This window comes from Ensifer sp. GW823-FHT05D09 (assembly GCF_058795755.1).
Window position 1 is genome coordinate 128451 of sequence record NZ_JBXAIA010000013.1, and the last position, 22394, is coordinate 150844.

The 22394-nt window shown below is 61.3% G+C and carries 23 protein-coding genes; 11 read left to right on the plus strand and 12 right to left on the minus strand.

Going from position 1 to position 22394, the window contains the following annotated elements; all coding sequences use genetic code 11:
• Positions 1-2: 2 nt before the first annotated feature.
• The 3 genes from AC1Q80_RS28025 to AC1Q80_RS28035 all read right to left on the minus strand — a co-directional run bounded on the left by AC1Q80_RS28025 (position 3) and on the right by AC1Q80_RS28035 (position 3265).
• Positions 3-869: a carbohydrate ABC transporter permease gene (locus tag AC1Q80_RS28025; RefSeq protein ID WP_025428739.1), complete on the minus strand. Its 867-nt coding sequence runs from the start codon at positions 867-869 to the stop codon at positions 3-5.
• Complete coding sequence (locus AC1Q80_RS28030; protein ID WP_112806807.1) at positions 869-1765, minus strand: carbohydrate ABC transporter permease; 897 nt, start codon at positions 1763-1765, stop codon at positions 869-871. The genes AC1Q80_RS28025 and AC1Q80_RS28030 overlap by 1 nt, the downstream gene beginning before the upstream one ends.
• A 180-nt stretch (positions 1766-1945) precedes the next feature.
• Positions 1946-3265 (minus strand): ABC transporter substrate-binding protein, encoded by a 1320-nt coding sequence (locus tag AC1Q80_RS28035; protein WP_492362568.1) that lies wholly within the window; start codon positions 3263-3265, stop codon positions 1946-1948.
• 167 nt (positions 3266-3432) lie between these two features.
• Here AC1Q80_RS28035 and AC1Q80_RS28040 point away from each other — a divergent pair, with 167 nt between their 5' ends.
• Both AC1Q80_RS28040 and AC1Q80_RS28045 read left to right on the plus strand, forming a co-directional pair.
• Complete coding sequence (locus AC1Q80_RS28040; RefSeq protein WP_025428736.1) at positions 3433-4221, plus strand: IclR family transcriptional regulator; 789 nt, start codon at positions 3433-3435, stop codon at positions 4219-4221.
• A gap of 116 nt (positions 4222-4337) precedes the next feature.
• Complete coding sequence (locus tag AC1Q80_RS28045) at positions 4338-5174, plus strand: amidohydrolase family protein (RefSeq protein WP_492362569.1); 837 nt, start codon at positions 4338-4340, stop codon at positions 5172-5174.
• A gap of 209 nt (positions 5175-5383) precedes the next feature.
• Here AC1Q80_RS28045 and AC1Q80_RS28050 read toward each other — a convergent pair whose 3' ends face one another.
• From AC1Q80_RS28050 to AC1Q80_RS28070, 5 genes are all read right to left on the minus strand, one after another.
• Complete coding sequence (locus AC1Q80_RS28050; RefSeq protein ID WP_492362570.1) at positions 5384-6520, minus strand: extracellular solute-binding protein; 1137 nt, start codon at positions 6518-6520, stop codon at positions 5384-5386.
• Positions 6517-7677 (minus strand): CaiB/BaiF CoA transferase family protein, encoded by a 1161-nt coding sequence (locus AC1Q80_RS28055; protein ID WP_492362582.1) that lies wholly within the window; start codon positions 7675-7677, stop codon positions 6517-6519. Before AC1Q80_RS28055 ends, AC1Q80_RS28050 begins: the two co-directional genes overlap by 4 nt.
• Positions 7678-7685: 8 nt before the next feature.
• Positions 7686-8237 (minus strand): MaoC family dehydratase, encoded by a 552-nt coding sequence (locus tag AC1Q80_RS28060; RefSeq protein WP_173421984.1) that lies wholly within the window; start codon positions 8235-8237, stop codon positions 7686-7688.
• A 276-nt stretch (positions 8238-8513) separates the two neighbouring features.
• Positions 8514-9062, minus strand: coding sequence for an MgtC/SapB family protein (locus AC1Q80_RS28065; protein ID WP_173421983.1), 549 nt, complete (start codon positions 9060-9062; stop codon positions 8514-8516).
• A 117-nt stretch (positions 9063-9179) separates the two neighbouring features.
• Positions 9180-9581, minus strand: a complete 402-nt coding sequence (locus AC1Q80_RS28070) for a pseudoazurin (RefSeq protein WP_234941794.1) — start codon at positions 9579-9581, stop codon at positions 9180-9182.
• Between the two features lie 197 nt (positions 9582-9778).
• On the opposite strand from AC1Q80_RS28070, the gene AC1Q80_RS28075 reads away from it, so the two are divergent.
• From AC1Q80_RS28075 to AC1Q80_RS28095, 5 genes are all read left to right on the plus strand, one after another.
• Positions 9779-10435, plus strand: coding sequence for a MarR family winged helix-turn-helix transcriptional regulator (locus AC1Q80_RS28075; RefSeq protein ID WP_492362571.1), 657 nt, complete (start codon positions 9779-9781; stop codon positions 10433-10435).
• 238 nt (positions 10436-10673) lie between these two features.
• Positions 10674-11222 (plus strand): carboxymuconolactone decarboxylase family protein, encoded by a 549-nt coding sequence (locus AC1Q80_RS28080; protein ID WP_492362572.1) that lies wholly within the window; start codon positions 10674-10676, stop codon positions 11220-11222.
• A gap of 51 nt (positions 11223-11273) precedes the next feature.
• Positions 11274-11843: a redoxin domain-containing protein gene (locus tag AC1Q80_RS28085; RefSeq protein ID WP_492362573.1), complete on the plus strand. Its 570-nt coding sequence runs from the start codon at positions 11274-11276 to the stop codon at positions 11841-11843.
• Positions 11840-12550 (plus strand): glutamine amidotransferase, encoded by a 711-nt coding sequence (locus AC1Q80_RS28090; protein WP_210264535.1) that lies wholly within the window; start codon positions 11840-11842, stop codon positions 12548-12550. Before AC1Q80_RS28085 ends, AC1Q80_RS28090 begins: the two co-directional genes overlap by 4 nt.
• Positions 12540-13250, plus strand: coding sequence for an MOSC domain-containing protein (locus tag AC1Q80_RS28095; protein WP_492362574.1), 711 nt, complete (start codon positions 12540-12542; stop codon positions 13248-13250). The genes AC1Q80_RS28090 and AC1Q80_RS28095 overlap by 11 nt, the downstream gene beginning before the upstream one ends.
• Before the next feature lie 46 nt (positions 13251-13296).
• Here the strand turns inward: AC1Q80_RS28095 and AC1Q80_RS28100 are convergent, their stop codons facing one another.
• Both AC1Q80_RS28100 and ssuD read right to left on the minus strand, forming a co-directional pair.
• Positions 13297-14730, minus strand: coding sequence for an FAD/NAD(P)-binding protein (locus AC1Q80_RS28100; protein WP_492362575.1), 1434 nt, complete (start codon positions 14728-14730; stop codon positions 13297-13299).
• Positions 14727-15896: an FMNH2-dependent alkanesulfonate monooxygenase gene (gene ssuD / locus AC1Q80_RS28105; protein WP_492362576.1), complete on the minus strand. Its 1170-nt coding sequence runs from the start codon at positions 15894-15896 to the stop codon at positions 14727-14729. The genes AC1Q80_RS28100 and ssuD overlap by 4 nt, the downstream gene beginning before the upstream one ends.
• Before the next feature lie 183 nt (positions 15897-16079).
• Between ssuD and AC1Q80_RS28110 the strand changes: the two genes are divergently transcribed.
• From AC1Q80_RS28110 to AC1Q80_RS28125, 4 genes are all read left to right on the plus strand, one after another.
• Positions 16080-16628 (plus strand): flavin reductase family protein, encoded by a 549-nt coding sequence (locus AC1Q80_RS28110; protein ID WP_173421976.1) that lies wholly within the window; start codon positions 16080-16082, stop codon positions 16626-16628.
• A gap of 177 nt (positions 16629-16805) precedes the next feature.
• Entirely contained in the window at positions 16806-17813 is a 1008-nt protein-coding gene (gene tauA / locus AC1Q80_RS28115; RefSeq protein WP_492362577.1) for a taurine ABC transporter substrate-binding protein, read from the plus strand.
• Positions 17814-17908: 95 nt separating this feature from the next.
• The gene (locus tag AC1Q80_RS28120) at positions 17909-18706 is read left to right on the plus strand and encodes a taurine ABC transporter ATP-binding protein (RefSeq protein WP_173421974.1); all 798 of its coding nucleotides are present in this window, start codon (positions 17909-17911) and stop codon (positions 18704-18706) included.
• Positions 18703-19542 carry an ABC transporter permease subunit gene (locus tag AC1Q80_RS28125; RefSeq protein WP_492362578.1) on the plus strand — a complete coding sequence of 280 codons (840 nt, stop codon included), beginning with the start codon at positions 18703-18705 and terminating at the stop codon, positions 19540-19542. Before AC1Q80_RS28120 ends, AC1Q80_RS28125 begins: the two co-directional genes overlap by 4 nt.
• Before the next feature lie 19 nt (positions 19543-19561).
• On the opposite strand, the gene AC1Q80_RS28130 is transcribed toward AC1Q80_RS28125, so the two are convergent.
• Together AC1Q80_RS28130 and AC1Q80_RS28135 are read right to left on the minus strand one after the other, a co-directional pair.
• Positions 19562-20968: an FAD/NAD(P)-binding protein gene (locus AC1Q80_RS28130; protein ID WP_492362579.1), complete on the minus strand. Its 1407-nt coding sequence runs from the start codon at positions 20966-20968 to the stop codon at positions 19562-19564.
• Positions 20969-21310: 342 nt separating this feature from the next.
• Positions 21311-21919: an RBBP9/YdeN family alpha/beta hydrolase gene (locus AC1Q80_RS28135; RefSeq protein WP_492362580.1), complete on the minus strand. Its 609-nt coding sequence runs from the start codon at positions 21917-21919 to the stop codon at positions 21311-21313.
• Positions 21920-22394: the final 475 nt, after the last annotated feature.

The following is a 22394-nucleotide window of genomic DNA, read 5'->3' on the forward strand; positions in this document are numbered from 1 at the left end:
GTTTATCCTTTCACCGCGCCGAAGGTCAGGCCCGAAACGAGGTGCTTTTGAATGATGAAGGTGAGCGTGAGCGCCGGGACGATCATGACCACGGCGAGCGCGCACATGCCGCGCCAGTCGATCGTGAACTCGGCGGTGTAATCGAGCAGGCCAACCGGCAGGGTCTTCGAGTTGACCGAGCGAGTGATCTGCGAGGCCAGCGCATATTCGTTCCAGGACGTGAGGAAGGCGAAGATGCCGGCAGATGCGATGCCAGGGCCGGCCAGCGGAAACTCCACTTGCCAAAAGGCCTGCCAGGGCGTGCAGCCGTCGATCTGGGCGGCTTCGGCCAGATCCTTCGGCACCTGGCGGAAGAAGCCGTCGATCAGCCAGATGGTGAAAGGCACGTTCAGCGCAACGTAAGTCAGAATCAGCGAGAAATGCGTGTCGATGATGCCGGTGCGGGCGTAGATCATGAACAGCGGCAAGGACAAGGCGATCCCGGGAACGGCCCGTGTCAGCATGAAGCCGAGGAAGATCGCCGACTTCGCCTTGAAGCGATATCGGGCAAAGGCATAACCGCCGGCCATGCCGATCGCGAGCGCGATCACCGTCGAGGTGACGGAGATGATCAGTGAGTTGCGGAAATAATCCCAGACGGGAACCCCGCCCTGCCCCGCGCCGGCGAACATGGCGCGATAGGCGTCGAGCGAGATGCTTTCCGGAATCCAGACCGGCGGCTTCGCCATGATCTCGACGGTCGGGCGCAGCGACGACAGCACGATCCAGAGGCCCGGCAGGCAGATCACCGCCATCGCCAGAAACAGCCCGATCAGATGCGCCGTCTTCAGGAGACGCCGGCGCAGACGATGTGAAGAATTGATATCCATTACCACTCGGCTCCGATCTGCTGGCGCGCGGCGGCGAGCTTGCGGAAGAAATAGACGGTGAAGACGATCGACAGCAGGATGGCGACGTACGCCATCGCGTTCGCCATGCCCATGCGGGCATCGGCATAGGCCGTACGGCCAATCAGGGTCCACAGGAGTTCGGTACGCTTGGCCGGACCACCATCGGTCATGATCTTGACGATGTCATAGGCGCGCGCGACATCGAGCGAGCGGATCGTCATGGCGATGAAGGCAAACGGCATGAGATAGGGCCAGGTGACGTAGCGGAAGGTCTGCCACGGCGTGCAGCCATCCACATGCGCCGCCTCGACCGGATCCTTCGGCATGGCGAGAAGACCGGCGAGAATGAGGATCGCAAAGACCGCCGTCGACGACCAGACCTCGGCAATGATGATCGAGATCATCGCCAGATTGCCGTCGATCAGCCAGGGGATGGCGCGGTCCGTCAGGCCGAGCGACTGCAGCGCATTGTTCACGAAACCGATATTGTCGTTGAACATGAACTTGAACTGGAATCCGACGAGAACAGGGGAGAACATCATCGGGAACATCATGATCGTGCGCAGCAACCGCTGGCCGTGCGTTGCCTTGTTGACGAGCAGCGCCAGCCCGAGGCCGAGCAGCATCTCCGTGTTGAGCGCCACGGTGAGAAGAAGGACGGTGCGGCCGAAGGCGACCCAGAAATCCCAGTTGCTCAACACGGTGATGTAGTTGCGCAGGCCGACGAAGATCCAAAGCGTTTCGGGCTTGGTCAGCCGGAACGGCGTGAAGCTCGAATAGAACGAAAAGAGGAGCGGCAACACGATGACCGCCGCCAGCACGACAAAAGCCGGCAGCAGCAGAAGGACCGGTGCGGACAGTTTCTTGAGCTTCATCAGGCATTCCTGAGGGTGACTTCGCAGCGCCGCGTATCAGAAATGACACGAGAGAGACGCTACAAGGCGCTAAACTTGCTGCATAATTGACTCCAGATCACTTCCGATCAGGACGTTATGCAGTAAATGATGAAGGCGGCGCCGACACCTTGGTATCGGCGCCGCCTTCCTTATCTCAGATCAGAGCTTACCGGCGTCTTCCAGGATGCCGGTTGCCTTTTCCGCGGCGCTATCCAGCGCCTCCTTGGACGTCTTGTCACCGAGGATGGCGGCCTGGAGTTCCGGGTAGACGGCGTTGGAGATTTCGATCCACTCTGCCGTCTGCGGAACCGGGAAGGCGTGCTTTGCCGCTTCCTGGAAAGCCTGCAGGACCTCGGTCTTGTAGGCGTCGCCTTCGGCAGCCTTGATGTTGTATTCCCAGACGGCGGTGCGTGTCGGCAGCGGGCCCGGTGCCGATTCCAGCTTCTGGCTGTCCTCGTTGGTCAGCCACCAGACGAGCGAGGCAGCTGCTTCTTTGTTGGCGCAATCCTCGGTGACCGAGAAGCCGTGGTGACCGGACCAGCCGGTGCGCTTGCCAGAAGAACCGGCAGGCTGAACCTTGACGCCGACATTGCCGGCGATCTTCGACGACTTCGGATCGTTGAAGAAACTTGCCCAGCCAGGCCAGTCGAGGTTGACGGCGATCGAGCCGGAGGCGAAGCCCTGGCCGAGATCGTCCCAGAGATAGTTGGTCGTGCCCGGAGGAACGGCCTTGTCCTTGTAGAGCTTGACGAACCAGTCGAGGGCCTTGATGCCGGCCTCGGAGTTGAAGGCCGGACGGCCGTCCTTGTCGAGGTATTCGCCGCCTTCGGCGACCAGCATTTCATAGAAGCGGCCGTTGATGGCCTCTTCCTTGCCGGCAAACTGGGTTCCGTAGAAATTCGGCGGTGCGGCGAAGAACTCGGCCTGGTCGCTGACCTGGGCCCAGGTGTCCGGCGGCGTCAGGTCATAGCCATACTTTTCCTTGAACGCCGCCTTCTTGGCCTCGTCCTGATAAAGGCTCTTTTGATAGTAGAGTGCCGAGACGTCGAACTGTGCGCGCGGAAGCATGACAAGCTTGCCGCCGAGTGTCGAGGCGTCGATGACGGCAGGCACGAACTTCGCGACCTCTTCCGGCGGCAGCAGCGCCAACAGATCGGTGTAGATGTCGGGGTACTGCGGGGCGAACGACGAGTGGTTCGAACCGACGCACCAGCTGATGCCGCCCGTGGCGATATCCGACTTGATCTCCTTGTCGAGCTCGAAGTGATTCTTCTTCGACAGGATGTTGACCTTGGCGCCGGTCGCCTTTTCCCATTCCGCGATCCGCTCATAGAGCTTTTCGTATTGCTGTCCGCCGATCAGCTTGGCGTCGATGGTGACGCCCTCGAACTTGCCCGGCAGTTCCGCGGCATTGGCCGCTCCCACTGCGCAGGCAAGCATGATGACTCCGGCCGATACGCCGGAAAGCAGCCTGTTCATGACCTCTCCTCCACTGAAGCGCGCCCTCATCCCGGCACGCATTTCTCATTTGTGAGAAACTAATTCATATACAAACAACAATTTTATCACCCGTCAAGGGTCAACTTTCTTTTGTCGGCGGCTTTCTCTGCGTATATGGATACTCATATTCACTAAGGAGGACGCTCATGGACACCGAAGAGTCCGATCGCTACCGCGCCCCCGCGCTCGACAAGGGACTTGATATTCTCGAACTGCTGGCAAGTGTCGATGGCGGTTTGACGCAGGCGGAAATCTCGAAGCGGCTCAATCGCAGCCCCAACGAGTTCTACCGGATGCTCGACCGGCTCGTGCGCCGCGGTTATGTCACCCGCATCGATGGCGACCGCTATTCGCTGACACTGAAGCTGTTCGGCCTCGCCCAGCTCCACGCCCCGGTCCGGCGCCTTGCCTCCTATGCGACGCCATTGATGCGCGACCTCGCGCAGCGGTCGAAGCAGGCGAACCAGCTAGCCGTATTCGATCGCGGCTCGGCTGTGGTCATCGCCCAGCAGGAAGCGCCGGATTACTGGGGGATCTCGATCCGGGTCGGCTCCCATATCAGCCTGTTCGACACCGGCTCGGGCCACATCCTGCTCGCCTTCCGCACACCGGAGGAGCGCGAGATGATGATCGCCGAGCACGCGCGCAGCAAGGACGAGATCTCGCTCGGTCCGGAATTCTATGCGCGTCTCGACCAGATCCGCGAGCGTGGCTATGAGATGATGGCAAGCGCGCAGACGGCCGGCGTCTACAACCTTTCGGCCCCCATTCTTGGGCCTGACGGTCGTGGCATCGCTGCATTGACCATTCCCTATATCGCCCTGGTCAACGCACCGTCGGCTCCCGATATCACCGAAACGATCTCGCTCCTGCGTAGCGCGGCGACCCAGCTTTCGGTGCTTGCGGGGTCAGATGTGGCGCAATCCTCCGAATGAAAGGTTGCCGGCTAAATGCTCGCAACCGACTTTCGAGATCGCGATTCGAAGAGCATTTCTTATTTGAATAGTCTCTTTCCATGTGAGAGTGTAGAGTATACGGAGGAGACCGCATCGTGATCGTCGATACCCATCTGCATCTCATCAACAAGTCTGCCCTGACCTACCCCTGGCTGGCAGGGGTGCCGGCCTTGGACAGGGATTTCCTCTATGCGACCTACGAGGCGGAAGCTCGTCGTGTCGGCATCGAGGCCGCGCTGCACATGGAAGTCGATGTCGATCCCGGCGAGATGGAGCTGGAGACGTCGGAAATCCGGCAGCTTGGGCAAAGACCGGGCAGCCTGCTCAAGGGTGCAATTGCCGCATGCCGCCCGGAGGAGGAAGGCTTTGCCGCCTATCTGGAGCGCCAGCAGGCCGACCCGCTGGTCAAGGGTTTTCGCCGCGTCCTGCATGTCATGCCGGACGAACTGTCGGAAGCCGCGCTCTTCCGCGAGAACATCAGGCGGCTTGGCGGCAGCCGTTTTACATTCGACCTCTGCGTCCTGCCTCACCAGATTCCGAAAGCGATCGCGCTTGCCGATCTCGTGCCGGACCTGCAGTTCGTGCTCGACCATTGCGGCGTCCCCGATATCCGTAGCGGCGCCGAACATCCGTGGCGTGACCACATGAGCGAGGTCGCCAAACGGCCGAACGTTGTCGCCAAGATATCCGGTGTCATTGCCTATGCCGATGAAAACTGGACTGCACAAACGCTGAGGCCCTATGTCGAGCATACGATCGCTGCCTTCGGTTGGGATCGCGTGGTCTGGGGTAGCGACTGGCCTGTGTGCACGCTCGGCGGAAACCTGTCGACCTGGGTTGCGGCCACCCACGCCCTGATCCAGGGCTGCAGCGCGGATGAGCGGACAAAACTGCTTTCAGCCAATGCACGCCGGATCTGGAATCTCGGATAGGCAGGGAGCGGCGCCCAGCACCTATCTGCGCTCTATATACGCCACCGCGCGTTCCGGCTGCCCCGCACAGGCCGCTGCGGTCCTTTAAGCAGGCGCGTGTTCGTCGACCAATCGATTGTGACCGCCGACAACTCGACGCATGATACAGCAGGGGCAGACTTTCCAAGGACACCGGAGATGAGCCGAACGCTCATCTCCGGTGTTTCGCTTTACGCTGGGGCGAAGCTTGCAGCAAAGAGCCGATTGACGTCGTCGATGACGTCCCTCGCCCTCTCCTTGCGCAAGAGCCCCTCATTGATGCGGTCCGAAGCCGCCTGCTGGAACGGCATGTAGCCGTCGTGCCGGGGCCGCACCCATGCGGTTTCGAGCGTCTGACGGGTCGCGCGGTAGAAGTCTGATGTCGCCTCATTCACCGCATCGTCCTCCCAGGCATCGGCATGTCCCGGTTGGCCGCCGCCAAATGCATAGGCTTGGCGCTGGACTTCGCCGCTTGCGACCCAATAGGCAAAGTCGGTTGCAGCCATGGCGTTCGATGAGAATGCTGAAACGGCGATGCCCGTCCCTCCGAGTGCCGAGCCTGCAGGGCCGTTCCCGCCCACAACCGGGATATCGCCGAACCGGACGAGCGATGGGCGGAAGCCGGCGACCGAGTAGCTGACATAGCCATAGATCAGCGGCGCGCAGGCGGCCGTTGCCTCCGGTACTGCCATGGCTTCAAGAACCGCGATGGGATCCATATCGAAGCAGGCCGGATCTATCAGCGCAGCAAGCTCGGAAAACATTTCGAAGGCGACCACGCCCCCATCGACATCGACAAGCTCTGCTCGACCGTCCACCCTGCAAGCATGGCCGAGATTGCCGCAGAGCGTGTAAAAACTCATCAACGAATGCGGCGGCCGCATCGGCAGCAGGACTTTTCCCTTGCGGGCGAGATCCAGCATATCAGACCAGGTCGATACCCGTTCACCGAGATCCGGCCGCCAGGCCTGGACTTGTGTCGCCGCATCGATCGGGAAGGCCCATTGCCGCCCCTTCCAGGCATAGCTCGGGTAAGATTGCCCGACCGAACCTGCCGCAAGTGCTGAACGTTCTGCCTCCCGGCCAGCCACATCGAGCGGAGCCAGGCACCCTTCATTGGTGATTTGCCCGACATGCGGATGATCGATGACGATCAGATCGTAAGCCCTTGCAAGCTCTTCGACGGGAAATGTCTCGAAGTCTTGCAGCGAGCGTTTCTCCCAGTGAATGGCGACGCCAGTCTTCTCCTGCCAGAGCTTCGAGCATTCCATCATCGGATCGTAGCCGCGCGGATGGCTCCAGGTCATGCCCTTGAGAACGACGCTCATAGACCGAACTCCTCACGGATCGCGGCACTGTGTTCGCCGATCCTCGGAGCGGCCCGATCGACCTGGGCACGCCTTCCGTTGACCCTGAGGGGCGAACGCGTCGTCAGGATCGACACGTCGTCTTCGCGGTTGACAGTCTGCAGCATGTCGAGCGTTTGGAAACCGTCGCTCTCCAGCAGTTCGTTCCAGTTGAGCACGCGAGCGCACCAGATGTCGGCTGGCTCGAGCACGGCGAGCCAATGGTCCACAGTGCCTTCACTGATCCGCTCGGCAACCAGTGCCTTGATCTCGTCGCGTGCCGAAAACCATGACGACGGCTCGTCGCAATAGGGCGCGAGCTGCGGCATCTCCAGGAGCTGGGCGAGTTTGGGGATCGGCGTCATCGCGATGGCGAGGTAACCGTCCTTGGCAGGATAGACGCCATATGGGGCCGAGAGATAGGCATGGGCGCTGCGGAAATCGGAGCGCTTCGGCAGCCGCCTGCCGTCGTTGAGATGCGTCGTCAGCACCTCGAACTGGAAATCGACCAGTGCTTCGAGCAGGCTGGTTTCGATCAGACTGCCCTTGCCGGAGATGCCGCGGCGCACAAGGCCGGCAAGAATCCCCTGGGCGGCGGCGGCACCCGCCAGCATATCGCCGATCGCAAGGCCGAAGGGAACTGGCCCCTGCGCCTCGTCGCCGTTCAGCCACATGACGCCGGAGCGCGCCTGCGCCAGCAGGTCCTGACCGGGGCGCTTGACCCAAGGGCCCTCCTCACCGTAGCCGCTGATCGAGGCATAGACGATACGCGGGTTGATCGCCCGCACCGCTTCGTAATCGAGCCCAAGCCGCTGGATGACGCCGGGGCGAAAATTCTGGATCAGGACGTCGGCCTTGGCGAGCAGCGCCTTCAGCGCCGCCACGTCGGCTTCGTTCTTGAGATCAATCGCCAGGCTCTCCTTGGCGCGATTGATCGCGTGGAAGATGGTGGAGTCGCCACCGATCTCGGTGTCACTCAAATAGAGACGTCGCGACAGGTCGCCTCCATCCGGGCGTTCGATCTTGATGACGCGGGCGCCGAGATCCATCAGTCGCAGGGAGCAATAGGGGCCGGAGAGAAACTGGCTCATGTCGACGACGACAAGACCGGCAAGTGGCAGTTCGTTTTCCTCGTGCATCGTCATTCTTATTTCTCTGTCTTGCCGACGAAGTCGGCCGGATTGTTGTATTTCACCGTCTGCAGATGCTCGCAGTAGAGCACCAGCTCGCCCTCGTTCTTGAACACCTGATAACTGGCCCGGATCAGGCCCAGCTCCTTGTAGCGCGGCGTTTTGTCCATGTTGGTGCGGATGGTGTAGATCGTATCGCCGAGAAACACCGGCTTGATGAAGCGCAGCTTGTCGTAGCCGTAGGAGAAGGCGTTGACACAATTGGTGGCAACAAGACCGAGACCGGCCGAAAAGACGAAAGCACCGGCCACCAGGCGGCGGCCAAAAATGCCTTCTCGTTCGGCAAACATCTGATCCTGCACATACGGGTGAATATCGACGACCAGCGTGTTGAACAGGTGGCTGTCGCTCTCCGAAATCGTCCGGCGCAGCGAGCGGATACGCTGGCCGACCGGCCAATCCTCGTAGAACCAGTTTTCAGCGTTCCACACCGGCAGGGCGGCGTGATCCTCCGGCATGTCGGCCGGGTAAGTCGTCGAGACACCAACGGTTGGCGAGAATTCACTCATGGGAAGACCCTGCACCGATTCGCGTCAGTACGGGTGGCCCGCCATCGCTGCTGGCGCCTGGGACGCGTATTTCTCGACTGTCGTCGGGCATAGTTTCCTCCATAAGTGTTCTTATCTGAAGATAATGTTCACATATGCAGGCGATTTGCAAGGCGCAATAGGTCGACCGCGATCGCAAGATGGCGGTCGACACCATGCGCCACCGAAGAGGCATGAGCGGATCCAGCCACCCACAGCCGAAGCGGACATCCCGCGCGGATCGAAAAGGAAGGGCGTCTAGCGAACGCGGTTGTGAGCGGCGGAGGCGTCGCCGGACAGCTTGGCGGACTTGGGCCCGTCGTTCGTCTTTGCCTCGTCCTTGGACGTCGCTGCGAACCAGCCGACGACGGTAAGGACGAAGAAGGCAGACCCCGCGGCAAAGATGGCGATGATCCAATGGCCGAAGCCGAGTGAAAGGCCGATAGCGCCAGCCAGCCAGAGGCTGCTGCCGGTGGTCAGGCCCTGCACGCGCCCGCGCGACAGGACGATGGTGCCCGCCGCAAGAAAGGCAACGCCCGCGGTCACCGCTTCAACGACGCGCAGCGGGTCGATCTGAACCCTCTGGTCGAAGAAGCCCTTCATGTAGACGCTTTCAAGGGAAATGATCGAGAAGGTACATGCGGCAAGGGATACAAGCATGTGCGTCTTCAGCCCGGCCGGGCGCGATTTCGCCTCACGCTCGAAACCGATAAGCGCACCCATCATCAGGGATGCGAGCATGCGCGCGAAGATGACCTGATAAGGGATGTGGGACGGGGGAAACATGTCTGCAACGATCTGATCCATGCGGAACCAACGCGAACGTGTCGCATTGGTTCCACCGGATGGCACCGCCTTCCGCCCAGTTAAGCGGCGCCTTCGAGCGGCCTGTCCCTGCCCGCTCGTTTTTGGCAAGCCTCAGCCTTAGTTGCCGAGCGCGGCGAGGGCGGCATCCAGCCGCTCCTGCGCCTTCTTCGGGTTCTTGGCGCCCTTGGCCGCGTCGAGATTGGCGGGGCTGTCGCCCACCTGGACGACACCGACCATGCCCATGCCGTAGTGCGGCGTGCATTTCACGCCATAGACACCGGGTGCAGTGAAGGTGACCTTGTAGTTTTCGTTGATCTTGCTCTTGAAGGCTTCCGCACCGTCCGGGATCATGCCCTTGATGGTTTCGACGTTATGCCCCTTGTCGGTCGGAATGAATGTCACCGTATCGCCGGCAGCAACCTTCAGCGACGCAGGCTCAAAAACCATCGCGCCTTCCTTGCCCTTGTTGAGCATGTGCACTTCGAAATCCGCGGCGGTTGCGGGCGCTGCGATCAGCATGACCGCCACTGCGAGGCCCAATCCGCTCTTGATTGCTTTCAACATCGTCTTCTCCGTTTGACCGAGCAGCCCGTGCTTGGGTTGTTCGACGCAGTGATAGGCCCAAGGCGGCACTTGCAATTTGATGCGCGTCAAATTGCGGACGGTTTCCCGTTGCGGCGAATTGACAATACTTAGGACTCCTATATATATAATGCATGACCACGAGCACCAAAACATCGCCTGGGATTATCGACCGCATCAGCGACGGGTTCTCCCGCGTCGCGACCGCCATGCGCACCGAAGCTTGGACGGCAGCTGATGTCATCGGGCTGAACCCGACGCAGCTGCAGATCCTTATCTTTCTGGTCGGTCGCGGCAAGACGGGCATGCGGGTCAAGCAGATCGCCGCCTATCTCGGCGTCAGCCAGCCGACCGCAACCGACTCGATCAACGCTCTGACGCGCAAAGGCTTTGTCGAAAAGCTTGCAGATCCTTCTGACGCGCGCGCCGTGGCAGTGGCCGCGACGGCCGAAGGTGAGGCTGCGGTGCGCAGCGCCGGCATGATTGCCTCGTCAACAGACGATGCCTTCGCCGCGCTGTCGACGCTCGAGCAGCAAGATTTGCTCCTGCATCTCGTCAAGATCATCCGCTCGTTGCAAGTGTCCGGCGCCATCCCGGAACAGCGCATGTGCGTAAACTGTCGATACTTTCAGCCGAACGTCTATCCGAATTCGAGAGAGCCCCACCATTGCGCCTTCGTCAACGCACCGTTCGGCCAGGCCGATTTGCGGATCGATTGCGGCGAATACGAAACAGCAGATCCGTCGGCCCAGGCATCTGCCTGGACAATCTTCAACCGCGGCGCGGCCTGAGGCCAAGACCAGATGCCATGAAGTACATTCGTCGCTCATCCACTGTTCTGACCAATGCATCCGGCGCTGCCACGCCCACGCTTGCAGAGGTCGCCAGGACAAGCCTCTTCACCGTCGGGACCGAAAGAACCCACCGCATTCAAGCGGACTTTCAGCCTCGATGATGTCGGCGCCGGTCCGTCGACTGCCATCGGCGGACCGGCATTTTCTCCCTCCACGCGAATAGAAAGAGAAAACCATGAGCAGAATTAATCTAGTTGACCCCAAGTCGGCAACCGGCACCAGCGCCGAACTGTTGGGCAACATCCACGCGGCCTTCGGCGCGACGCCGAACATGTTCAAGGCAGTCGCCAACTCCCCGGCGGCCCTTGCCAGCATGTGGGGTTCGTTCGGCGCACTCGGCGATGGCCGGCTCGGCGCCAAGCTCGGCGAGCAGATCGCCGTTGCCGTCGCCGACCGCAATGACTGCCACTATTGCCTTGCCGCCCATACCGCACTCGGTCGCAAGGCCGGCGCCACCGCGCAGGAAATGGCCGACGCCCAGCGCGGCCACTCCAGCGACCCGAAGACGGCGGCGGTGCTCTCATTCGCCCGGAGCCTGGTCGACAGGCGCGGCCAGGTGTCGGATGCCCACATCAAGACAGTGCGCGATAGCGGCTTCGACGATCAGGATATCGTCGAGATCATCGCACATGTCGCGCTCAATCTTTTCACCAACTACATCAACGTAGCGCTCGCCGTGCCGGTCGATTTCCCCGGCGTCAAGCTGGTGCGCGAAGCTGCCTGAGAACCCGGCGGGCAGGTCTGCCTGCCCGCCCCCTCCCAAAGGAACGGCCCCATGATCGCTGATACCCCAAATCAGGCGCCAGAACTGGAAGTCACCAGCTGGTTCAACACCACCGCGCCGCTCAACCTCGATATGCTGCGCGGACGCGTCGTCTTCATTCATGCCTTTCAGATGCTTTGCCCGGCTTGCGTCTCGCACGCGCTGCCGCAAACCCAGCGCGTGCAAAGCCTGTTTCGCGACACGGACCTTCAGGTGATCGGGCTGCACACAGTCTTTGAACACCATGCGGCGATGGGGCCGGAGGCTCTCAGGGCCTTCATCCACGAATACCGGCTGACCTTCCCGATCGGTGTCGACGCCGCAGCGGCCGATACACCGATACCGCGTACGATGCAGCGCTATGGCATGCGCGGCACGCCGACGACCATCATCATCGGCCGCGACGGTACCGTGCGCCACCATCGCTTCGGCATCGAGGACGATCTACTCGTCGGCGCATGGCTCGCAAACGCCCTCAACGAGCCACCGGCAACAACGCGTCAGGATCTCGCAGGTTGCAGCACGGACGGCTGCACTATCCCCGGGGGGAGCTTGCGTAGTTTGGAGACAGGGACACGATGACACTGAAATCGGCCGTGGTGATCAGGCACGTTCACTTCGAAGATCTCGGCACCTTTGCCGCTCCCCTTCGTCGTGCCGGCTACGACATAAAGTACCGCGATGTCGGAACAGAAGATTTTCTGAATTTCGTTCCGGACGCTCCCGACCTCCTGATTGCCCTCGGCGGGCCGATAGGTGCCTATGAGGATTTGACCTACCCGTTCCTGCAGCGGGAGGTCGAAGTCGTGCGTGCGCGCTTGAAGACAGCACGGCCGACCCTGGGCATCTGCCTTGGCGCGCAACTGATAGCCCGCGCAAGCGGCGCGAAGGTCTTTCCGACAGGTGCCAAGGAGATCGGTTTCGATCCGATCAGCCTCAACGAGGCTGGCCGTGCCTCTCCTCTTCGCCATCTGGAACGGGTGCCGATGCTGCATTGGCACGGCGATACCTACGACCTTCCCACCGGTGCAACCCTGCTGGCATCGACATCCAGGAACGTGCAACAGGCGTTCTCGATCGGCAGCAACATACTCGGGCTTCAGTTTCACCCTGAAGCGGATGCGGGAGCGGCGTTCGAACGGTGGCTTGTCGGCCACGCCTGCGAGCTGGCGGCAGCCAAGATCGATATCGGAAAACTCCGAAACGATGCGGCTGAATTCGGAGCGACACTGGCAGTCGCCGCCGAAGCCATGATCACGGAATGGTTGGAGCAGGTGCATGCGGATTGATCGAGCAAAACCATTCCCCCTCGAGGCATTGCTCGTGGGCGACCTGACCGCGATCGACGAACGCGGAACGCAGAGCGGCATCGACAAGAGGCCGGTTACCGGACCGTTGAACCTGTCGGCTACCGGGCTCATTGGCGATCATCAGGGCGACCTCAAGCGACATGGCGGCGTCGAAAAGGCCGTGCATCATTATCCCGGTGATCATTACCGGCTCTGGCAGTCAGAGATCGGCCCGATCTCCGTTCTCGATCACCCGGGGGCGTTCGGCGAGAACCTGTCGACCTCAGGGTTGACCGAAGATGACATTGCCGTTGGAGATCGCTTCCGTTTGGGGAGTGCCCTTCTCGAAGTCAGCCAGGGAAGGCAGCCATGCTGGAAACTGAACAAGCGCTTTGGGCTGAACGACATGGCCCGCCGCGTCCAGCAATCCGGCCGCACCGGATGGTACTATCGGGTGATCGAGGAAGGACGCGTTTGCCCTGACGATGCCCTCATCATGGTCGAGCGCCTATACCCTGCTTGGACCATCCGTCGGCTCTGGCATTATCTCTACGTCGACACGATGAACTGGGATGCACTCCGGGAAATCGCTAATCTCGCGATATTGCCGGGAAATTGGCGCGACTATGCGAGTAAACGCTTGGCAACCCGAACTGTCGAGGATTGGACACGGCGTCTTGAAGGCCAGCAGGAAGGCTAGATGCGGCTCACGGCTTCCTTGGGCCAGGGCAGAAATCCACTGAGTGTCAGGCCCTCTTTGCCACGGGCCCGAACCGGAATTGATGTTCCAGCCGTCGCGCAACCCGGTCGGCAACGAAGATCGCATGCTCGTTGACCTGAGGCAGCCCCATCAGTTCGCCGAACGTGCCGCGGGCAAGCGGGCCGGCGATGAAAAGCGTGTCGTTGCCGTTTCCATCGCGGTCGGTTGCCCGGCTTTGGTCATCGCAGGCAAGACCGAGGCCGACGGCATCCAGTTGGAGGTGCCCTCCTTCTGCCAACTCCTCCAGCCAGCGCTGGCTCTCCAGGATGCTCGTGTGTGCGGGACCGGTGGTGACGACACAAGTGTCAAATTTCATCGTCTCAGCGTGGTTGGTATGGCGGTGGCGGATCTCGGCGATGATGGTCTCGCCCTGCTGGCTTATCTCCTTCACCAGTCCGCCAATGACCCTGATGTCACCATGTTCAAGCCCTTGCGTGATCACCGCGTCGATCTGCGGAGCGACACGGAATCGGTGCACGTCCCAATAGACGCGCAGGTGACGGACGAGCCGCCTCCGCTCCGCAACAGACAGCGCTTTCCAGATGTCGCCCCCCTGTGCGCGCAAAGCATCGAAGACGGCGTGCCAGCTTCGTCCTTCCGCCGGGACCTGCTGCAGCGCAAGGCGTACTCGGCGCAACAGTGTCCGCGCCGTTCGCGAAGGGTCGGCAACGAAATCCCCGAATGGTTCCTGCGCCGTCGTCGCGTGCCCCCTCGAGCGTAGCCCCCTGCGAGATACGGCAGTGATCGTCCCACGGTGCCCGCTGCGGCGCAGGGAAGCGATGACATCGGCCGCAGTCAGCCCGTTGCCGATAATCAGGACGCGATCATCCGCGCGGATTACCGACAGGGCGCCTGACGATGTCGAATCGGGAACGAAACGCGGATGGCCGGTAAGCGCGCTGGAAACATGCTGAGGCGGGCATGGCGCCGGATGGGTGGTGGCGATGATGGCGATGTCGGCCAGAACCTCGGTACCGCCGTCCGCCTTGATGTGCCACCGATCCCCCGTCCTGGCGATCTGGACCACCCGTTCACGGCAGTGGTGGACCTGCCCGTTTGCAAGAAGCGGAGCGATAAAGTCGCCCACATAACGGCCGAAGACCGTACGCCTCGGGTAGAGGTTTCCGTCGGCTGCAAGAGCATCCTGGTCGTCGCGAGGTTCTCCCTTGGCCGCAAGCCATCGCAGGAAGTCATCCGGATCGTCCGTCAACAGGCTCATCCGCGCAGCCGGTACGTTGACGCGGTGGGCCGGGTCCGACGTGTCGTATGCGAGGCCGGCCCCAAGCCGCGACCTCGGTTCGAAGACGAAGACGTCGGCCGCGTGTTCGGGCATGTTCCTGGCGAGATTGGCTGCCAGCACCGCACCGGTGAACCCCCCGCCAATGATTGCGACAACCGGTCGGCGGGATAGGCGCGTCACGATTGAGAGACCTTGAGCTTCGGCCTGTGGTCGCCGGCGATGGTCTCACCGAACGGGCCGGTGTTGATAGACGTTTCTCGGGCAGGGACCGAATGGTTAAGCGGCAGGTTCGGCAGCACGAGTTCACCGAAGCGATAGGCCTCCTCCAGATGCGGGTAGCCGGACATGATGAAAGTATCGATGCCAATCTCGCGGTATTCTTCCATCCGCGCCTTGACCTGATCCGGGTCACCTACGAGTGCGGTGCCAGCGCCGCCGCGCACGAGACCGACGCCGGCCCAAAGATTGGGCGCTACCTCAAGCTTGTCGCGCCGGCCGCCATGCAACCGGCTCATGCGGCTTTGACCTACCGAATCCATGCGCTCGAACACCTTTTGTGCCGCGGCGATCGTTTCGTCATCAACATATTGTATCAGCTCATCAGCCGCCTGCCACGCTTCCTTTGCCGTCTCGCGGACGATCACATGCAACCGGATGCCGAATGTAACCTCTCTGCCTTCGGCATCGGCCAGCGCGCGCACCTCGGCGATCTTCTTGGCGACATCCTCCGGCGGCTCTCCCCATGTCAGGTATTTGTCGATCGTCTTGGCCGCCACCTCCTGGCCCTTGCCCGATGAACCGCCGAAATAGAGCGGCGGATGCGGTTGTTGCACCGACCGAAACAGCAGCTTGCCACCTTCGACGTCGAAGTGCTTTCCCTTGAAAGTGACGTCTTCTCCACGAAGCACGGATTTGTAAACGTTCAGAAATTCCTCGGTGACCTCGTAGCGCTCGGCATGAGAGAGATGGATGCCGTCGCCCTTGTTTTCCGTCGGATCGCCGCCGGTCACCACGTTGATGAGCAGCCGCCCCTCGGAAAGTCGGTCGAGTGTGGCTGTCATCCGGGCAGCCAACGTCGGCGACAACAGGCCGGGTCGCACCGCGATCAAGAAGCGCAGCTTCTCGGTCAAGGGCGCGAGCGCCGACGCCACCACCCAGCTGTCCTCGCAACTGCGGCCAGTGGGTATCAATACGCCGTAATAGCCGAGTGAATCGGCGGCCTGGGCGACCTGCTTGAGGTAGTTCAGGTCGACATTGCGCCCTCCCCGCGTCGTGCCGAGATAGCGGCTGTCGCCGTGGGTGGGCAGGAACCAGAGAACGTTGATTTTGTCAGGCGTGTTGCCCATGCGAATTCTCCTCGGACGCGATCTGTGGCGGACGGCAACAGGGCCGGCAGCTCGAAAAAGATAAACTCTATAAAATTTATTGACAATGAAAAATCAGGCGATCATTTTTGAGTGGAGGAAAAATTTTTCCCGGATTGCGCATTGCCGACCGGGAAGCAGGTGAAATTTTTCGAGGATATTGTCATGAACATCGCTCTTGCCGCTTCCCCCGCATTCACGACATCCAGTCATGCCGCCGACCGTCCCTCCCCGGTCACGGCTAACGAACTGAAGTCGGCAATGCGCAATCTTTCAGGTGGCGTCTCGGTCATCACCGCCGGCGTCGGCGACGACCGAACCGGCGCGACGGTCACGTCGGCAACGGCCCTGTCGGTCGACCCACCGACGATGATCGTCAACATCAACCGGACGTCGTCCACCTGGCCGGTTATCGAACGCTACCGTCATTTCTGCGTCAACATTCTCGCAAGCGAGCAGCAGCACGTCGCCGAAAGGTTCGCCGGCTTCGGCGGCCTCAAAGGCTCGGCGCGCTACGACGGCGCGCACTGGCGGACCCTCGTCAGCGGTGCTTCTGTTCTTCACGGTGCGCTCGCCGCTATCGATTGCGAAGTCGAGGAAGTCATCGAGCGCCATAGCCACGCGATCATTCTGGGAAGGGTCCTAGCAATTACCTCCGGCGCTGGCGAGCCGGTGCTTTACCATGGCGGCCGTTACGGCAGCTTTCAGCCATAACCGCAAGCATCGGCCCAACTTGGGCACAGACGACGTGCAAGTGGCCGAAGTTTGGAATGGCGTCATACCCCGTCGAGCAAACGGGGTATTTTTTATCTCCATAAAATCCATGGGTTTTGAGACTATCATTGCAGGCTCCACGACGGGGCCATCGGCAAACCGTTGAGGAGCACGGCAATGACAATCGCAAGACGCACCCTTTTGGTCTCAACCGCGGCGCTGTTGCTGGCGACACAGGGACTGTTCGCAGCACATGCCGCCGACACCACGCTGACCATCGGCTATCAGCCGATCGTCGAGCCGTCGCGCGTGCCACAGGCCGATGGAACCTATGAAAAGGTGACTGGCGCAAAGATCAACTGGCAGAAGTTCGATGGCGGCGCGGATGTCATCGCAGCCCTTGCATCCGGCTCGATCGATATCGGCTATGTCGGCTCGTCGCCGCTGGCGGCTGCTGCCAGCCGTGAGTTGCCGTTCGAAACCATCTTCGTGGTCGGCCTCATCAGCGAGGCGGAGGCTCTGGCGGTCAAGGGCATCAGCAAGCCGGAGGAACTTGCCGGCAAGAAGATCGCAACTCCCTTCGTGTCGACTGCGCACTACAGCCTGTTGACGGCACTGAAGCATTGGAACGTCGATCCGAAATCCGTCGAAATCCTCAACCTGCGACCGCCGGAAATCGCCGCAGCCTGGACGCGCGGCGACATTGACGGCGCCTATGTCTGGGATCCGGTTCTGTCCGAAATCAAGAAGACATCGACAGTGCTCGCCACCTCCGCCGACGTCGCCAAGTGGGGTGGCCCGACCTTCGACGCCTGGATCGTCAGCAAGAAATTCGCGGAGGCGCATCCTGATATCGTGACCGGGTTCGTCAAGGTGACCGGTGACGCCTATGCCGATTACCGAGCGAAGCCGGATGCGTGGAACGCAACCTCGACCCAGGCGGAAAAAATCGCTCGGTTGACGGGTGCCAAACAGGAGGACGTGCCGGCCTTGCTGAAGGGATATTATTTCCCGTCCCTCGAGGAGCAGGCCGGTCCCGATCTCCTCGGCGGCGCAACTACCAAGGCGGTCGCCGAAACGTCGGCCTTCCTGCTCGAACAGGGAAAGATCCCGGCGGTTCTTGCCGATTACGGTCCTTACGTCTCGGCGCGCTGGGCACAGGAAGCCGCCAAGCTCTCGTTCTGAGCGACTGGATTAGCAATCAAAGGGCTGGCGGAGCGCCTGCAGGCAAACCGCCGGTCCGCCCATCGATCCACGTCTGAGAGTAAGAGGACTGCACAATGTCGGTGCTTGGGCTTGAAAATGTCTCGCTGCGCTATGCACCTGGCGATGGTCGGTCGCAGGCACCGCTGGTTCTGGACCGGATCAACCTGGAGATTGCCGGCGACGACTTCGTCGTGGTGATCGGCAGGTCCGGTTCGGGCAAAACCAGCCTGCTCAACCTTGCAGCGGGTTTCCTGGCGCCAAGCAGTGGCCGGATCACGCTTGATGGGCAGACATTATCCGGACCGGGCTCGGACCGGGCGGTCGTCTTTCAGGACGACGCGCTTTATCCATGGCTGACGGCGATTGAAAATGTCGCTTTCCCGCTGCGCCTGCGCGGCGTCGGCAGGGACCAACGGCTGAAGGAGGCGCGCGCTCTGCTCGAACGTGTCGGCCTGCCGGATGCGGCCGACCGCAACGTCTGGGAGCTTTCCGGTGGCATGCGCCAACGTGTCGGCATTGCAAGAGCCTTGGCCTCGCATCCGCGGTTCCTGTTGTTGGACGAGCCACTCGGCGCCCTCGATGCACTAACGCGGGTGCGCATGCAGGGATTTCTCCTGGACATGTGGCAGGCGAGCCGTGCCGGCGCGCTACTGATCACGCACAGCATCGATGAAGCCTTGATGCTGGCAACGCGCGTCATCGTACTCAATGCCAACCCCGGCCGGATCGCAAGAGTGATCCCGGTGAACTTCGCGCGGGACTATCTCGCCGGCGTACCGCAATCCGAGCTGCGCGCCTCTGCCGAATTCCGGCGGCTGCACGATGGCTTGACCGGTCTCATTCATTCAGAAGACGAAGGTGTTGCAGCATGACCCTTTCCCTGGAGACGGCGTCGATCGACAACGAACCAACGGGTGAAACGGATACCGGGCGACCAGCACGGCCGCGGCCCGTTCTCTGGATCTCAGCAGCGACGATTGCCGCGCTTGTCGGCCTTTGGAGCCTCGTCTCGTTTTACGGGCTGGTGCCGCCGCTCTTCCTGCCCTCACCGCTTGCTGTGCTTCGCGCACTGAGCGGGCTGGCGACGACGGGATTTGTCGATGCGACGCTGGTGCAGCATGTCGCCGCCAGCCTTTCGCGCATCTTCGGTGCTCTTGCCGCTGCCCTTATCCTTGGCGTGCCCGCGGGTCTGGCGATCGGAACCAGCCGTTGGGGCAAAGGCATCCTCGATCCGATCGTGGAATTTCTCCGCCCGCTGCCGCCGCTTGCCTATCTGCCGCTGGTCATCATCTGGCTCGGGATCGGTGAAGCCTCGAAGATCGCCGTAATCGCACTGGCAATGTTGCCTCCGATCATTCTGTCGACGGCATCAGGCGTCAAATCCGCATCTGTTGACCACATCAATGCCGCGCGCGCCTTCGGTGCATCGCGACGGCAACTGCTAGCGCATGTCATCCTGCCTGGCGCGCTGCCGTCCATTCTCACCGGTACGCGGATTGCGCTCGGCGCCGGCTGGTCGACGCTGGTTGCCGCCGAGCTTGTGGCCGCGACACGCGGCCTCGGCTTCATGATCCAGTCCGCGGCACAGTTCCTCGTCACCGACATCGTCATTGCCGGCATTGTGGTGATCGCGCTCGTTGCCTTCCTGTTCGAAGTTATTGCGCGGTGGATGGAGCGGCGGCTGGTTCCATGGTCAAACCGCCGCTGACGGTCGGTCATCGTCGTCCCTATGCGGACTTCTGGGTCACGCGGCGACGCGTTGCGATCAACCGTGCTGCAGCATAGGTTTGCGTCACGATCTCCGGGACCAGATCGATATCGGGCAGGCTGCCGAGACCCAAAGGGCCGACCGCGTAGAGGTTGGCGGTCGGATGACCTTCCGCAAGCACCTCGCCCGCAGGGCTGACCGCGAGGCCGAGCCCGAGTTCGTCCGGCTCCGCCAGGCCACCGGCAAAGAGGTTCTGGATGACCGGAGCCTTGAGATCCGGCGCAGAACAGCGGCAATCGATGACCTGATCCGCCTCCAACAGCTCTTCCTGTGTGACCCCTGCCCAACGAACCATCAATCCGTCCGACCGTCGACGCCCTGCCCATCCCTTGCGCACAACGGTGCGGCCATCGGTCAATTCCTGCTGCAGTCGCAGATGCAAGGGTGCCGGCAGGCGATTGCGGTGGCTGTCGTAGATCGAGCGCAGATGGCGGTTGAACTGTCGCTTCTCGTGTTCCGGCAAGGATTGCCATAATGAACGCGCGCGGCGCCTGAGCCCGTTCATCGCCGCCTGCCAGCCAAGGCCGTTGGCTTCGGCGTCGGCGCAAGCGTGGCGGACGAAGGGGACGATATCGCGAAGCCTTGTCGGCATCGGATCGACGGGGAACGTGGGTGCTGCCGCCAGCCGTGTGTGCGCCTGCGGCAGGAACCCGTGACGAGAAACAATGGTGATTTCGCCGGCATAGCCGCTATCGCGCATTTGCAGCAGACGATCGACGACGCGCACGCCACTGCCAAGCAGCACCGCATGGCGTGGCACGACCAAGCGTCGCGCTCTCACCAGCGGGCGCTCCTCATCCGCGACTTCCATTTCGAGGGCGCGGATACCGAATCCGGTTGCAAGCACGGCTACATCGCATTCTATCGAGCCTTCCTCCTGCAGGACGAGAAAGCGTCCCGACGACAGTTTCCGCAGTCCGAGCACCGCCTGGCAGGAGAGTTGCATCGAAATATCCGGCCGTCGCGTCAACGCTTCGGAAAAGCGCTGGTAGACATAATCGCTGAAAATGCTCTTCGGTACGAAGATTTGCTGGAACCCGGGAATGGCTGCGGAAACGGCGGAGCGGAAATCCTGATTTGCGCAAAGCCATTCGTTGAAATCCTCAGGCTGCCCGGCAGCAACCGAAAGATCCCGGACGCGGCTATTGAGGATCTCGCCACTCTGGGCGGCGGCCATCACCTGTCCGCCGCTGATCGTCGGTTGCGGGTCGAAGAGATGAACATGAAATGCCGTTCGTACCGACTTCATCAGCGCGATCGCCATCATGATCCCCGAGAAGCCCCGGCCGATGATGGCGATGCGCGGTTTTGCCTGCGAACCGTCATTATCTGGCGAAATCTTGGCAAACAATCCGTGGACAGTCATGTGAGCTCCCTTGTTGCCTGACTGTGATCAGTCGGCAAAGTTTGAAACGCATGGCTGTTCCGATCCCGAACACGGACCGGACCTTGGGGTATCGCCCTGCACCGCGATCGGCCGCTGCGCTGGCGCATATCTGCAGTGTCGGGGATGGAGCCGCCAGCCGCATGGGCCGGCGAGGAGGTATCCGTTGTTCTGGCTGGCCTGGCACCTTGGCACATGGTCATCCCTATACGGCATACTCTATAAAGTTTATGCGCTATTAGAGCGCGAAAACGGAGCTACATCAAGCCCTTTGTGCACACCTCCGTTTCGAGCCGGCGGGCACGGGGTGACGCGCTCACCTCTCTACCGCCCCGCGGCGGCGTTGACCTCCCGCTTCTCACCGGCCTGAACAGCATTCACCGAGGGCTGCTCGCGCCGCGCAATGCCGTTCAAGACCGTCAGCAGGTCATAACCTCGCTGCCAGCGACCGAACCCACTGGCAACATTGATGTGGCCGGCATGACCGAGATCGACGAGGCGGCTCCCCCAGCGGGTGGACACGTGCCGCAGCCGGTCGAAAGACATATAGGGGTCGTTGAGGCTGCCGACGATCAGGCTCGGAAACGGCAGCGGCTGCTCCGGCATGGCACCGAACTCGATCGCGCCGGGATGAAGCCGCTCAGTCACGTCGAGGTCGCATGGCGCCACGAGAAGCGCGCTTCTGATATGACGCGCCAGCGGTCTTCGCGCCAGGCTGGCAACGAGAATACAGCCCAGACTGTGCGCGACAAGATCCACGAGACCGTGTCGAACTATGGCTCGCTCCAATGCGTCGCGCCATCTCGCGAGTACCGGGTGGTCCCAATCGTCCTGCTCAACGAGGGTGGCCTGCTGCTGGTCGTCCAGCCAGTGACGTTGCCAATGCCCCGCACCTGAGCCGAACAGGCCCGGAATAATCAAGGTTTTTGCCATGGTATCAGCCTCTTGCGAATGGGCAAAAGTGACGGCACGCCCACCGACTGTTGGTCAAACAGTTCACGAGACGATTATGCGAAGGTGAATGGCACGATGTAAGCAAGGAATGTTCAATATCTATAATTTCTATAGCATAACTTTCTTCCACCTCAAATCACGTCACCGAGAACGCCGTATCGGCCGCGGAACAATGCTTGAGGCAGAGTGTTTCCTTTGACGCGTTTCTCAGCGAAATCAGTTTCGTTTTGAGGCCTCTTGCAGTCAAAAAATTGCGTTGTTGGTGCCCGCGAAATTGATAGTTTGGGCGGACGGCTTCGACGGCAAACGCTATCGAGGTTTTGGGGAATGGTGCTGTGTTCGGCCAACTCAACAAGCCGAGCGAGAAAGCTGCTTCGACGGCGACATTGTGGGGTCTGGTTCGAGCTCAACGGGGAGATCGATAGGCTGGCTGAATTCAGCTTGATCGATCTCG

Coding starts and splice junctions, on each gene's coding strand:
- AC1Q80_RS28025 (WP_025428739.1), bottom strand. CDS start 869: ATGGATATCAATTCTTCACATCGTCTGCGCCGGCGTCTCCTGAAGACG.
- AC1Q80_RS28030 (WP_112806807.1), bottom strand. CDS start 1,765: ATGAAGCTCAAGAAACTGTCCGCACCGGTCCTTCTGCTGCTGCCGGCT.
- AC1Q80_RS28035 (WP_492362568.1), bottom strand. CDS start 3,265: ATGAACAGGCTGCTTTCCGGCGTATCGGCCGGAGTCATCATGCTTGCC.
- AC1Q80_RS28040 (WP_025428736.1), top strand. CDS start 3,433: ATGGACACCGAAGAGTCCGATCGCTACCGCGCCCCCGCGCTCGACAAG.
- AC1Q80_RS28050 (WP_492362570.1), bottom strand. CDS start 6,520: ATGAGCGTCGTTCTCAAGGGCATGACCTGGAGCCATCCGCGCGGCTAC.
- AC1Q80_RS28055 (WP_492362582.1), bottom strand. CDS start 7,677: ATGCACGAGGAAAACGAACTGCCACTTGCCGGTCTTGTCGTCGTCGAC.
- AC1Q80_RS28060 (WP_173421984.1), bottom strand. CDS start 8,237: ATGAGTGAATTCTCGCCAACCGTTGGTGTCTCGACGACTTACCCGGCC.
- AC1Q80_RS28065 (WP_173421983.1), bottom strand. CDS start 9,062: ATGGATCAGATCGTTGCAGACATGTTTCCCCCGTCCCACATCCCTTAT.
- AC1Q80_RS28070 (WP_234941794.1), bottom strand. CDS start 9,581: ATGCTGATCGCAGCGCCCGCAACCGCCGCGGATTTCGAAGTGCACATG.
- AC1Q80_RS28075 (WP_492362571.1), top strand. CDS start 9,779: ATGACCACGAGCACCAAAACATCGCCTGGGATTATCGACCGCATCAGC.
- AC1Q80_RS28080 (WP_492362572.1), top strand. CDS start 10,674: ATGAGCAGAATTAATCTAGTTGACCCCAAGTCGGCAACCGGCACCAGC.
- AC1Q80_RS28085 (WP_492362573.1), top strand. CDS start 11,274: ATGATCGCTGATACCCCAAATCAGGCGCCAGAACTGGAAGTCACCAGC.
- AC1Q80_RS28090 (WP_210264535.1), top strand. CDS start 11,840: ATGACACTGAAATCGGCCGTGGTGATCAGGCACGTTCACTTCGAAGAT.
- AC1Q80_RS28095 (WP_492362574.1), top strand. CDS start 12,540: ATGCGGATTGATCGAGCAAAACCATTCCCCCTCGAGGCATTGCTCGTG.
- ssuD (WP_492362576.1), bottom strand. CDS start 15,896: ATGGGCAACACGCCTGACAAAATCAACGTTCTCTGGTTCCTGCCCACC.
- AC1Q80_RS28110 (WP_173421976.1), top strand. CDS start 16,080: ATGAACATCGCTCTTGCCGCTTCCCCCGCATTCACGACATCCAGTCAT.
- tauA (WP_492362577.1), top strand. CDS start 16,806: ATGACAATCGCAAGACGCACCCTTTTGGTCTCAACCGCGGCGCTGTTG.
- AC1Q80_RS28120 (WP_173421974.1), top strand. CDS start 17,909: ATGTCGGTGCTTGGGCTTGAAAATGTCTCGCTGCGCTATGCACCTGGC.
- AC1Q80_RS28125 (WP_492362578.1), top strand. CDS start 18,703: ATGACCCTTTCCCTGGAGACGGCGTCGATCGACAACGAACCAACGGGT.
- AC1Q80_RS28130 (WP_492362579.1), bottom strand. CDS start 20,968: ATGACTGTCCACGGATTGTTTGCCAAGATTTCGCCAGATAATGACGGT.
- AC1Q80_RS28135 (WP_492362580.1), bottom strand. CDS start 21,919: ATGGCAAAAACCTTGATTATTCCGGGCCTGTTCGGCTCAGGTGCGGGG.